Genomic DNA, 13,268 nt, shown 5'->3' on the forward strand with positions numbered 1-13,268 from the left:
GTTAAGAACTAATTTACTCTATTTTCTCTTTTAAATTCAAGCATTGTTGATAAATTAAGTAACTATTACCATAGATTGGGCTTTGATCAGGCAAAATTTCCACATCACTCTTCACGATTTTGCGATAACGGTATTTTTACACTCCTTTTTTGAGAATTCAATCAGCCTGCGGTCAGAACAATCAACATAAGTCTTTAAGAACCTTAGTACTAGCATCCCACGTGAACTAAAAAACGAGTTCCAGTAAAAAGAAAATTCTTCGCGGGAAGATTTAAAATTATTTCTAAGGCTTATTCTTTATACTTTCACTGTTAAGGATTTAGAAAATTATGCCGCCTTTAGATGTTTTGGAGCTTTTGGGGAGATATTATTTAAATATTATACCCCCTCATCAAAGTCGTTGTTATAGACAAGATATCCTTTCACTTAATTTTCCGGCATAATTATCCCAGGAATTTTCCAGGATAAAACTGAATTGACGGCTCTTATTAATCATGCTATTAGATGTACCCATCAAACCTATTATGTCAGAATAATCATCGTATCCAAGAATTAATCCTTGTTCCGACAGCTCCTCAAATGCCCCTTTTTTAGGACCAATAATAGTGGCGCCATATCCCAGAGAAACAACCAACTGACCTGAATTAAGAATAGATGGGCCCTGATGTGGGAAAAACACAAATTTAGAATTTACATGTTCCTCAATAAGCTCCTCTTCGGTAATATAGCCCTCTTTAAAGCTGATATTTTCAGACAAATTTTCACAAACCTCTTCCCGGTAGTTAGGGTCCTCAACTTTGCCGGCAAGAAGGATTCTTAAATTAGCTAGATCCTTATCCTGTCTTACGTATTTTAAGAACTCTACTACTCCCTTGTAAGGTTCAATTCGTCCCCAAATCAAAATATCGTATTTGTAATCTTTCATTTTTTGATAAAAAAAACTCTCACTAGGACTTTCAAATGGATGAAATGAATAGAAATTTTTGGATTTCGAAGTCAAATAAAGACTTTTTGTAGTATGATGGACAATTAGGTCAGATTTTTTCTTTAGAAAATCTGTTAACCTTTTTGAGCCATAATTGTGTCCAACGTTATGCGGTTCCAGATTATGGAATGTCCAGATAATCTTTTTTCCAAACACTTTGGCCAAAGAAAGAAATAATACAATAATAATTAAGCGAATCATACCATTCTTCATTACGGGCTCATTCTCTATCCAGTTAAGAACAAATATATCTGTTACAAAAAAATATCGAATTAATTCCCGATAGGCTGGTTTGCGTTGTTTCCCTTTATTTGCAATATTGAAATATTTCGATAATGAATTTGCTAAGTTCGAAATATACATTCCCGAGTTAGCATTGGGAGTTGGAGAAATAAATATTTTTTTTTTCAGTTTCATTTAGTTGAATATATACCTAAATACAAAATTTTATATCCATCTTGATGGGAAGATCTTCTTTTTAATCATTTCAATCTTATGAAAAATTCTACTATTCTTAAAACGAATATAACACCAATAATGGAGTGTAGTTATTCTTGAAGCCACATTATTATGATATTCTGTCCGAATTTCGTAATACTGGTCTCTATCGATTACACCTTTAGCCAACTCCAATCGGTTAAAAAACCATATGATTAATCCCCGTCTTAAACTTCGGATATTTTTTTCTGTTCTTATATTTAACCAATTCAAAAAACTTAAATCAGCCTTTAACTTTCTTACTGTAATTATTGCATTATTCTTAAAGCGAGAAAGGTTAACCTCACTTGCCCGCCAATACACCTTAGCTTTAGGAATTGTTTTAATGGACGATTTCTCTGCTAATTGGAACCACATCGCATCATCAGAATTCCAAGCCAAGTCAAAGTTTGGAAATCCTCCTACCTCTGTAAAAGCCTTTCTGTTAAAAATATATTCAACTACATAACTTCTATATCTTGCCTTTATTTTCCCCAATAAAAAATCAACGGCGTTAAGTTCATCTGGGAAATATCTTTTTGCTTCGCTAATTTCCCCATTCGAATTAATTACATCCACATTAAAATGATATAATAAAGGGTAATTATTATCCGAAACATTTTTAAAGAATTCTTCCACACAATTTGGATCCATTACATCATCATCCGAAAACAGCCAGATCCATTCCTCATTATTGGTTAAAGAAATGCAACGTTCCCACTGAGCTATAAGATTTTCGCCACCTACATTTTCATTAAACTTTACATAGGTCATATTAATACGATCTTCAAATTCATTAACAATCGCTTCAAGGTTTTCTGAGGAATTATCATCTCCAATGTACAAATGAAAATCTTTATCAGTCTGATTAGCTATTGATTCCAGAGCCTCTCTAAAAAATCTGGCTTTATATGCAGGTATGACGATTGCAAGTTGATTCTTCCTAATCATAAATTCTAGTTATAGTCCTTTCTTGATATTGTGCATAATATTTTTTTATGAACAGGGGATTAAACACAACTTTATTTCTTATACTACAATCCTAAAAAGTTTATTACATACATTCTTATAACATTGACAGTATTATAAATATTTTAATGGACATGTTTTCAAATCGCTGAAAGTTCCTTAAACTGATATCCTATCAATACATCATCAAGAGATACTAAAACTCTTACAGCTATATTTCTGTTTCAACCATTTATGCTAAAAACATTTCTCCGTAAAAGTACCATGAAAGATTCACCTATTATTTCATAAGTAATCAAAAAATTGATTATTCGATAAAATTCCCATTTTCTTTTATTCTGCCCTGGAGATATTCAAGTTTTGAATATGTTGGGATATGGTTAATATTTGACTTAACATAGTCATTCTTAAAAATTTTATCAATTGGATACATTTCCAGATTGAATCCCCATTTCTTTAACCTTTCCATGATTCCATTTCCAGCATGGCTAATATTTTCAAAAGCTACAACTATTGAATTTGTTTTGTCTATCGAGGAAAGTATTTTTTCGTAATACAAAACTGTAATTCTCGCATATTGTATTTTATATTTTTCAAAAAGAAGTCTTCGATAAAAGCCTTTGTAAAAAAATCGATGAAATATTGATTTTTGGTATTTTATATCTCTGTTTCTAAGCTTTCTTTTGATTAAGGAATGAATAATACTTTTGTAATCTCTTAAAATTACAATTATTTTAATCTTAGGGAATAAGGTTACATAGTCCTCAGCAAACAAGCATGTTCGAGGATCCTTCCATCCCCAATCAGAATCAGACATCTGAACTTTTGTTAAGACCAACTCTTTCATTTTATCCTTTTCATCCTGGGTCAACTCTAGCCCACGTAAACCTTTAAGTTTTTGTAGTCCACCATAGGGTATATCATTTCTTTTTAGAATTTCTTCATGAAAATGCAAAAAATCCATATCTTCAAAATGACCATCCTTATTTGTTTCATGTGCTCCCATAAGATTCTGACCAATATTTAGTCCACATTTATTTAGCCACTGTCCAAGAAATGATGTTCCTGATCGATGCATTCCCAAAATGATCAAAATATTGCTATCCATAAAACATAATTTTTACATTTCCCAAAAACCAATTCAATATAATATGAATTTTCTTATTTAAATAATAATAAGCAAAGATCTCAAAACTGGAACGTTGTTTTAATACTTGCTTTAACAAAAACAATTTTAACTAACTAATATAAACAGATCAATACCAAAGCCATTTTAAATATTTGAAACAACATATTTATTCATCCGATTAAAACATTCCCATGCAGAAGAATATGATTACAGGCTAAAGTTGATATCCGTTACAATAATAACTTCTGTTATTTTTTTACATTCCATGAATTTATTATCATATCTTTTATTTCAACATATAATTTTTGATTAAAAATCAAATTTAGAAACAAATATATTACCGCACCTGAGATTACCTGCACAAGTAATAATAGAATAGAAATTTTAAATGCTTCACCTAAAATATAAACTCCAAATCCCATAAAAATTGCAAATATTAAAGCTAGAAAAATATCATTAACAAATTCTTTAATCGTGTAGCCGATGATCTTTTTAGCATAATAAAAAGCCCAAAAGAAACCAAGCAACTCAGCGATAATAATACCTAAAACAAGAATCTTTAAATCAACTTTAATAAATATGCCAACAAATAAAAGAGCCAGAAAAATTGAGTTCCGTAAAACACTGAACAATAATGCGAGGTCAAACTTTCCTAATGCTAAGATGTAACTATTAAGGGGTGCCTTTAATGTTGAAATTATACCCGCTAAGGATAAAAGTTGAAGAAAATAAATACTAGGAGCCCATTTTTCTGTTAAAGTTACTAAAACAAAAGGCCTGGCAATTGCAATTAATCCAACTAATGCAGGTAATGAAACTAAAGAAGTAAGGCTTACATTTCTCCTTACGGCATTTTTTAAACGTGGTATATCATCTTGCATCAAAGATTGCACGGGATACATTACACCTTGAAAAGTAGATCCAATAAAGGAACTGATACGTTTTTGTAATTTTTCACCTTGACTGAAAAATCCAACGTCAGCTGTAGAGAATAATTTTCCAATAACCAACGAATATATATTGTTACTAATAGCATTCAGGATTCCTGAACTAAAGATTTGTATACTTTTTTTAAATAGTTCCTTAAAAATCTTAAAGTCAAAACTAATCGAAGGTGACCACCGATTAATGACCCATACAATAATAGTATAAACCAAATTTAGAAGCAGGTTCATTATTACCAAAGACCAAACTCCAAACCCCAGAATTGCAATTACGATTCCACAAATAGTAGAAACCAAAATTGCAGAAAGTCTGGCTTTTGCTAAACTTCTGAATTTTAAACTTTTTTCCAGTATGGTTTGATGAATAAGACCTAAAGAAATAAATATTAGGTTTAATCCTAAAATTCTTGCGATCATTAATAGCTGCGGTTCACCGTAAAAATCTGCAATAAAAGGTGCTCCGAAAAAAATCGCTAAATAAAAGGCTATACTAACAACAAGATTAAAAATAAAAACAACATTATAATGATCATGGGTAATGTTGTTTCCCTTTTGAATAAGAGTGGCTCTAAAACCACTGTCGATAAATACCTGAGAAATTCCAAGAAATATGGCCATCATTCCAACCAAACCATAATCATTTGGGGATAAAATTCGAGCGATATAAATACCTGAAAAGAATTGAATCGCTTGTGTTCCGCCATTTCCTATAAGCTTCCAAACCATCCCTTTGGCTGCTTTCTGTTTTAAATTCTCTGCCATAAAATAATTTAACCCATCAAAAATAATCTTTCCTCTAAAACTAAACAGAATTATAAAGTCAAATTATAACCTTCAATGAAATAATTAATTAAATAGATTAAATACAAGTATTTCAAGAAGATAAATAATAAGTATTACAACTAAGCATCTATAATATCAACCTCTTTGATTCTTCAGCACAAAACTTTTGATTTATCACACAGGGAGTCAAGTGATAGCCTATCAGGTAGAATGATAATAAACTATTAATAAATAGCCGTCCAATTTCTTCATGAGTTTAATTAATCAGATATAAAAGAATCGTGGCAACAAATCCAATAACTTACACCAAATATATGACCAAACTGCCTCCCTGATAGAATGCTTAATTCCTAAACCCAATCTTAAATTTTATATTTCATCAATATTTAAGCTTCCACCCAATCCCTATTTTCCTTTATAAGGTTTATCAGTTTTTCCACGGCTTCTTCTTCAGGAATATTTTTTTCGATGCATGCTTTTCCTTTATAAAGGCTGATCCGGCCTCTTCCTGCACCAACATAGCCATAATCTGCATCGGCCATTTCACCGGGTCCGTTAACAATACATCCCATGATGCCAATTTTAAGGCCCTTCAGATGCGATGTTTTAGCTTTAATACGGGCAATGGTCTTCTGAAGATCGAACAGCGTTCTGCCACATCCCGGGCAAGAGATATAATCTGGTTTTGTCATCCGGTCCCGTGATGCCTGAAGGATTGAAAATGCTGTTTGAACCAGTGTTTCCGGTGTTTGATTTTCATCCTCAAGCCACAGTCCATCTCCTAAACCATCTAAAAACAGAATACCTGCATCTGTTGCTGCTTTAAGCATGAAAGTTTCTTTGTCTGGTTCGGCATACGATAATTTTAAAACCACCGGATTTCTAATGCCAGTTTCAAGTAACCTTAAACGCAAGCTTCTTAGTGCAGCATGGCTGTTTCTATTTTGAGTCGACAAAACTAAAACAGTGTCTTCTTTCAGGCTAACCAAATCAGATTTTTCAAAATCATCTTTCAATTCCACAAACGAAATCTCTTCGTTATCTGAATAAAGTTTGTTTTCCTTAAATATCAAATCTGGACGTAAATCACCTTTCAGTTCAACGGATCCAACCACAACCGGCACATTCTCACCTCCAACCTGCTTAACCGAATCAGAGATAACCTTTGAATACGAAAAAGGATGGTAAAAGGATGTATCAAACGTTCTCACGGGTTCGTGGCCTGCTCTTTTAGCTACATAATCAACCAGGGTCTTTGCCACAGGAATTTCCAGTTCAGGTTCCTCGCTTAATGAAACCCTGATCGTGTCTCCAATTCCATCCACAAGCAAAGCACCAATTCCAACAGCAGATTTAATACGGCCATCTTCCGCATCTCCGGCCTCAGTCACACCCAAATGAAGCGGATAATTCATGCCCTCATCTTCCATCGTTTTCACCAGCAATCTTACGGTATGAACCATAATCCTTGTATTGCTCGCTTTTATAGAAAGTACAATATCCTTAAACCCGACCTCGTTGGCAATGCGCAGGTATTCCATACACGATTCTACCATTCCTTCCGGTGTATCTCCGTACCGGCTCATGATACGATCGGATAAAGAACCATGGTTCACACCAATACGAATGGCTGTATCATTTTTTTTGCAAAGCGCCAGAAAAGGAAGAAATTTATACCTGATATTTGCCAGTTCTTCAATGTATTCCTTTTCAGTGTATTCTATCGTTTTGAACTGCTTGGCAGGATCCACAAAATTTCCAGGATTTATTCTGACTTTTTCAACCTGTTCTGCAGCAACTAGTGCAGCCCTGGGATTAAAATGGATATCTGCAACCAATGGGGTATTATAACCTTTTCGTCTGAGTTTTCTCTTGATATTTCCCAGATTCTCTGCTTCCTTTGAACCCTGAGCAGTTAACCTGACAAGTTCCCCTCCGGCCTCAATAATACGAATCGCCTGTTCTACACATGCTTCAGTATCATTGGTATCGGTATTTGTCATCGACTGAATCCTGATCGATGATGTGCCCCCAACAGTTAAATTACCAATTCTTACTTCGCTTGTTTTCCAACGGTGGTATTGTGTCAGATTAATATAATTGCCGGACATATTTATTGTTTTGTACAAAGGTAATTAAAGATTATAGACAGGAATTATTGCTTTTGTGTCAATTGAGATTGATCTATTCGCTGAACATTTGTGATTCCTTTTATCTTAACAAGTTTAAAGATAAGATTATTCACATCCTCAACATTATGTACATACAAATGAATGATCCCCTCAAATACCCCATCATGAGAACCAAAATGAACCTCCCGCATATTTACATCCTGATCTTCTGAAATTACCTTCGAAATCTGGCTTAAAATACCCTGCTTATCAATGCCATTAATTTTTATGATAGAAAGGAAAGAATGTAACTTATGTGAAATCCAGGTAGCATCAACAATTTGATTCCCATAATTGGACATTAGTTTTATGGCTTTTTCGCATTGCCTTTTGTGTAGAATGACGTTATCGCTTTCATCCACATAACCAATGACATCATCTCCCGGAATTGGGTTGCAACAGGTTGCAACGGTATAATCAATGTCAGATTTATCATCGGTAAGTTGAATGGACTTTCGCTTACTCATAGGCTGAGCTTCCTGTTTTTTCTCTGCTGGCTGCTTATTCTTTTTATTACCGAATTGTAATTTCCAGTATTTTACAATCTTACTTTGTGTTTTCTCTCTTAAAATTTCCTGCAGGTTATCAATGGAAATGTTTTCTCTTCCAATGCTGTGCATGAGTTCTTCCCTGGTTTCCAGGTCGAAATAGGTTTGTAATTTTTTTAGAATTCGTGCGTTGGTTGTCAGTTTTAGCTTATTGAGTTTATCCTCCAGTAATTTCTCACCTGCCTTAATAAACTTCTTCCGTTCGTTTTTGAAGATGGCTTTTATTTTGGATTTTGCCCGGGCGGTTGTCACAAAACTAAGCCATTCCTCCTGAGGCTTTTGTTTACTTGATGTAATAATCTCAACCTGATCACCGCTCTTTAGTTTATGGCTGAGTGGAACCAGATTATGATTCACCTTTGCGCCAATACACTGTAAACCCAGTTCTGTATGAATTTCAAATGCAAAATCCAAAGCAGTAGCACCCTGAGGAAGCACCTTCATTTCACCTTTAGGCGTAAAAACCATTATTTCCTGCGAAAACAGGTTGAGTTTAAAGTCGTTCATAAACTCAATGGCATTGCTCTCCGGTGTTTCTAAAAGTTCGCGGATTGTTTTGAGCCAGCGTTCCAGTTCCGTTTCACTTGATTCCGGGCCGGATTTATATTTCCAGTGCGCCGCATATCCTTTCTCTGCTATTTCATCCATCCGCTGACTCCGGATCTGAACCTCAAACCATCGTCCCATTGGTCCCATCACCGTCATATGCAATGCTTCGTAACCATTGGCTTTTGGCACACTGATCCAATCCCTTATACGGTCCGGCTTTGGCCTGTAAATGCTTGTTATAGCAGAATAAATATTCCAGCATTGTACCTTCTCGTCCAGATATGTTTTGGGTTCAAACACAATACGGGTTGCCATCAGATCGTATACCTCCTCAAAAGGAATATTTTTTTGCTGCATCTTTTTCCAGATGGAATAGACCGATTTTATACGCTTTTTGATGGCAAAATTAAAGTCGAGCATTTTCAGCCGTTCCTCGATAGGTTTTGTAAACTGACGAAACAACTCATCGCGTTCCTCTTCAGAATGGCTTATTTTAGATGCCAGATCGGCATAGGTTGCAGGATGTTCATATTTGAACGCCAGGTCTTCAAGCTCGCTTTTAATGTTATACAATCCCAACCTGTGACTCAACGGCGCATATACAAACAGCGTTTCTGCGGCAATTTTATATTGCTTATGCGGCGGCATGGAGCCAAGAGTTCGCATGTTATGCAGCCGGTCGGCAATTTTAATCAGGATCACCCTGATATCGTCCGACATGGTCAACAGAAGCTTCCGAAAGTTTTCTGCCTGAATGGAATCGGATTTAAATGTGGTTGCACCGGCAATTTTGGTCAGTCCGTCAACGATGGATGCAATCTTGGGATTGAACATCTGCTCCATCTCTTCAATCGTGTATTCCGTATCCTCAACCACATCGTGCAACAGTGAAGAAGAAATAGAAGTCGCGCCCAGTCCGATCTCTTTAGCCACAATCTCTGCAACTGCTATGGGATGCAGAATATAAGGTTCACCTGACCTGCGACGCATACCATCGTGTGCCTGATAGGCAAGTTGAAAAGCCTTTTGAACAATGGCAACATTCCCTTTGGGATTAACACCTTTGTAATAGTTCAAAAGATCCTCAAACCTGTCATTTATAATCTTTATTTCTTCCGGTTGAAAATCTGACATAACCCTTTTCTAAGCGCTAAAGTATGAAAAAAGATATATATATAACACTTGAAGTAAATAATGTTATTTCTTTCTTTTAAAAATTTAGTATTTAATAGAGAATCAGGTATCAAGTATCAGGACTTATGTCTTTACGTGATAAAATGTAAGGAAAGAACTTGACTAATGATTATATCTGATGAAGAGGACGACATTATTTGACTCACCCCAAACCGTAGTTCCAACACGTCACTACCAAGCCAACCCTCTCCTTCACTCCGCTCCTCTTCGTGACAAAGAGGGACCGTTTAGACATAAAAACCGGACTTTATTCTTCCAATTCTATTTATCTGATTCAATTCATTGATAAACACATACAATTTATTCAAAGCGCACCTCAATCAAATGCATCTGTCCAGGCACCCTCACTGGGACCGATTGAAAATCGGGGTTAGGGAGGGCAGATTATACTTTACGTACAGGTTTGAAAGAAACCAGGGTGGGTCAGGCAATTTGACTCACTCCAGACCTCAGTTCCAACACGTCACTTTCAAGACTGCCCTCTCTTTCACTCCATTGCACTTCGTTCGTGACAAAGAGGGACCGTTTAGACATAAAAACCTGACTTTATTCTTCCAATTCTATTTATCTGATTCCATTTATTGCTAAATACTTACAAATCTATTAAATTCCCACCCTAATCGAATGCATCTGTCCATGCACCCTCACTGGGACCGATTGAAAATCGGGGTTAGGGAGGGCAGATTATACTTTACGTACAGGTTTGAAAGAAACCAGGGTGGGTCAATTATATTTAACTCGGGGAGAAAGTTGGTACAAAAACTGAATAAAACTTTAACTCTATTCATTTCTAGTTTTAATCCTTAAATATTTTAGCACAGACTATAGTGTCGTTTAGCAGAACTTATTCGTGGATCGTAAATCATGTCTTGATTCTTGCATCTTGGTTCTTGAATCTAAAAAAATTACTTTTAATGTCACTTTTTTGTGACTTGTGGAACATATTACTGAGTTTGTTACTAAACAATGACGGATACCCAAAAGCAACATACCTTTTTAGCCTTACTGGAACCGGAGCATCAGGCCTTATCTGACTATTGCAGGGCTGTACAACGGAACCTGCATAATGCTGAAGATTTAATGAGTGATACCTTGCTCGTTGCTTTTGAGAACATTAACAAACTCCGTGACCGTTCTGCTTTTCGATCGTATCTTTTTGGAATTGCATGCCGGCTAAGCAAAAAAAGATACCGGAATGAGAAAAAATCGGGTGAATGGAATGATGAAAAAGCAAACAACCTTATTTCAAACGCTTCCTCTCCTGATGCAAACCTTGATGTTCAGGCGCTTTATAACGCACTTGACCAACTTCCTGAAAAACAAAAGAACGCACTGATCCTTTTTGAGATCAACGGATTTTCAATCCGTGAGGTCAGTGAAATTCAGAATTGTTCGGAAGATGCAGTAAAGCAGCGTTTAAAGCGTGGAAGAGAGAAGTTAGCCAAACGACTTGGAGCAAAAAACGAGTAAGCCATGCAAAAGGATTTAAACCACATATTTGAGCAGGCTAGAAATCAAAAGCCATTGATTCCTTTTCAACCGGAAAAGGTTGATAAAGCTATGGCTGATGCCAAAAGTCGCTGGCAACCACGGCTCCGATTTAACCATCAGGGATTACCTAAAAGCACCATCTTAAATCTTAAATTTTTTACCATCATGACCGGCATCGCATTATTAATCAGTATTATAACAATTTTTTCACCAATCCAACAGAAAACAGAAAACGAAACTCATTCAGAACCTCAAATAGATTCTTCGGAAGTTATCTCTGAACAAATTCCGGAAGATGAAATAATGAAAGTAGAAACTGAATTGGTTGAAGACGATTCAAAAAAAGATTTAGAACCAATTTCAGAAAACACTTTAACCCAAAATAACGCTGAAATAAATAATAGTACGAAAGAGAAAAAAAAGAGACTGACGTGTAAGATTGAAGACGTAGCCGAATTCAGAAAAACAGGAAGATTTACATATATGCCAGGATCAAAACTAGATTCTGCTATGTTGGAGAAAATACCTGTGTTAAATTCGAAACAGATAGAAAACCTTGGCTTTACTAATTTTATTAATGGAACAGTCTATTTTAACAAAGACAGCAGCGGTTATTACAGAACTTTAATATCCTCCGGATCTTACAATTTTGATTATCATCAAAAAATGAAACTAACGTTCTATATCGACAGTATACCTCAAAACACAAATAACAATTTCTATCCTGCATATGTGGTTTCGTTTAAGCCATTAATTTACAGAAAATTGGTAGAATTTCAGGATATAAAAAATATAGAACTCGCACCCGTTAAGCTACCTGCAGGTACAAATCATTACGCAAAGGTGGATTTAATCGCATTTTTTGTTCCAAACGAAAAATTTTGGAAGATTATTGAACATCAGGAACTAAAAACTAAAACCACCCCAATTGTACAACACAAGCTAATAGTAAAAAAATCAGCGAGAGAAGCAAGAAAAGATTATATTTCAACAATAAATAAAATAGTTCTTGACAGCACTGAACTTAAAAAATTTGGATTTATAAAACAAATTAAATCTGACACAACAATTTGGACCTATCATACAAAATATTTTTCAACATTATCCTTGAATTATTATGATCCAATTAAAAATTCCAGTTTCCGTAAAGATGGTTGTACCCAATCAATAAAAGAATTTAATCCAGATGGAACCTATAAATTCAGACCGCTTACAGGCCATAATTCCTACTATCATAATTATTATTACAATTTCCAAAACCTCACTGTTAATGAATTGGCTATTACTCCTCAATATGTATGTAATACAGATGGAATATTATTTTATGCAGATGGACTTGGCTTTTTTGATAAAGAAAATCTAAATACCGATTCCCTTATTTCAAATGTAAATGATTTAATTCCTATTTTAATATCATGGAGTACATTAGGTTGGAGTACTAACATCCCTGAACTGTCAAAAAGATACAAAGAAGACGGTTATATTTACTGGTTTGAACCCTCCGAAGAACTCTTTTCACGCCTTCCTGCTTCTATGGCCAATGAACTCCGCAAAGAGTATAACATAAACGTTTTGGGTATTACAGATGACAAAACTGAAAAAGTAGAATGCAAATTTTTCCAGGCCTATTGTACACCTATTCCGGGAGTAGGAATCATTGACCTTTTTCCCAATCCGGCAAACGATATTATTAACATTACCATACCGCATACCGAAGATAATGAACTCACCATTCAGGCTGTGGACTTGTCAGGAAAACGAACCGGCTTTCATAAAAAAATCAACTTGAATGGAACCGGTGAAGAAACTGTTGAGGTGAATATTGGAGAGCTTCAACCCGGCATGTACTTGTTTGTATTTTCAAACCAGGATGGCATGAGCCATAGCCTGAGGTTTATAAAGAATTGATTGATAATTAGCTTAATCTTAGTCACCGGGTGAATATTTACATAATATTTATAATCACCCGGTGACTATAACTGCTAATCCAAAGTAAAAACATTATATTTAATGTCACTTTTTTTGTAA

General features: G+C 35.1%; 8 protein-coding genes. 2 read left to right on the forward strand and 6 right to left on the reverse strand.

The features are described from left to right. Nucleotides 1-403: 403 nt before the first annotated feature. From ACE1ET_RS16830 to ACE1ET_RS16855, 6 genes are all read right to left on the reverse strand, one after another. Complete coding sequence (locus ACE1ET_RS16830; RefSeq protein ID WP_375729591.1) at nucleotides 404-1,402, reverse strand: glycosyltransferase family protein; 999 nt, start codon at nucleotides 1,400-1,402, stop codon at nucleotides 404-406. Between the two features lie 30 nt (nucleotides 1,403-1,432). Further along, nucleotides 1,433-2,413 carry a glycosyltransferase gene (locus ACE1ET_RS16835; protein ID WP_375729592.1) on the reverse strand — a complete coding sequence of 327 codons (981 nt, stop codon included), beginning with the start codon at nucleotides 2,411-2,413 and terminating at the stop codon, nucleotides 1,433-1,435. A 325-nt stretch (nucleotides 2,414-2,738) separates the two neighbouring features. Further along, nucleotides 2,739-3,539: a sulfotransferase gene (locus ACE1ET_RS16840; RefSeq protein WP_375729593.1), complete on the reverse strand. Its 801-nt coding sequence runs from the start codon at nucleotides 3,537-3,539 to the stop codon at nucleotides 2,739-2,741. Between the two features lie 269 nt (nucleotides 3,540-3,808). After that, the gene (locus ACE1ET_RS16845; RefSeq protein WP_375729594.1) at nucleotides 3,809-5,266 is read right to left on the reverse strand and encodes a lipopolysaccharide biosynthesis protein; all 1,458 of its coding nucleotides are present in this window, start codon (nucleotides 5,264-5,266) and stop codon (nucleotides 3,809-3,811) included. 407 nt (nucleotides 5,267-5,673) lie between these two features. After that, nucleotides 5,674-7,398: a (E)-4-hydroxy-3-methylbut-2-enyl-diphosphate synthase gene (ispG, locus tag ACE1ET_RS16850; protein WP_375729595.1), complete on the reverse strand. Its 1,725-nt coding sequence runs from the start codon at nucleotides 7,396-7,398 to the stop codon at nucleotides 5,674-5,676. 44 nt (nucleotides 7,399-7,442) lie between these two features. Further along, complete coding sequence (locus ACE1ET_RS16855) at nucleotides 7,443-9,689, reverse strand: RelA/SpoT family protein (RefSeq protein WP_375729596.1); 2,247 nt, start codon at nucleotides 9,687-9,689, stop codon at nucleotides 7,443-7,445. Nucleotides 9,690-10,715: 1,026 nt separating this feature from the next. On the opposite strand from ACE1ET_RS16855, the gene ACE1ET_RS16860 reads away from it, so the two are divergent. Both ACE1ET_RS16860 and ACE1ET_RS16865 read left to right on the forward strand, forming a co-directional pair. After that, a complete protein-coding gene (locus tag ACE1ET_RS16860) occupies nucleotides 10,716-11,219 on the forward strand; it encodes an RNA polymerase sigma factor (protein ID WP_375729597.1) in 504 nt (167 codons plus the stop codon). Nucleotides 11,220-11,222: 3 nt separating this feature from the next. Then, complete coding sequence (locus ACE1ET_RS16865; protein WP_375729598.1) at nucleotides 11,223-13,148, forward strand: T9SS type A sorting domain-containing protein; 1,926 nt, start codon at nucleotides 11,223-11,225, stop codon at nucleotides 13,146-13,148. Nucleotides 13,149-13,268 lie beyond the last annotated feature (120 nt).

The sequence above is a fragment of the Quyinboa mangrovi genome (assembly GCF_042219825.1).
Classification (GTDB): Bacteria; Bacteroidota; Bacteroidia; order Bacteroidales; family UBA5342; genus JBHJHP01.

Coding starts and splice junctions, on each gene's coding strand:
- ACE1ET_RS16830 (WP_375729591.1), bottom strand. CDS start 1,402: ATGAAACTGAAAAAAAAAATATTTATTTCTCCAACTCCCAATGCTAAC.
- ACE1ET_RS16835 (WP_375729592.1), bottom strand. CDS start 2,413: ATGATTAGGAAGAATCAACTTGCAATCGTCATACCTGCATATAAAGCC.
- ACE1ET_RS16840 (WP_375729593.1), bottom strand. CDS start 3,539: ATGGATAGCAATATTTTGATCATTTTGGGAATGCATCGATCAGGAACA.
- ACE1ET_RS16845 (WP_375729594.1), bottom strand. CDS start 5,266: ATGGCAGAGAATTTAAAACAGAAAGCAGCCAAAGGGATGGTTTGGAAG.
- ispG (WP_375729595.1), bottom strand. CDS start 7,398: ATGTCCGGCAATTATATTAATCTGACACAATACCACCGTTGGAAAACA.
- ACE1ET_RS16855 (WP_375729596.1), bottom strand. CDS start 9,689: ATGTCAGATTTTCAACCGGAAGAAATAAAGATTATAAATGACAGGTTT.
- ACE1ET_RS16860 (WP_375729597.1), top strand. CDS start 10,716: ATGACGGATACCCAAAAGCAACATACCTTTTTAGCCTTACTGGAACCG.
- ACE1ET_RS16865 (WP_375729598.1), top strand. CDS start 11,223: ATGCAAAAGGATTTAAACCACATATTTGAGCAGGCTAGAAATCAAAAG.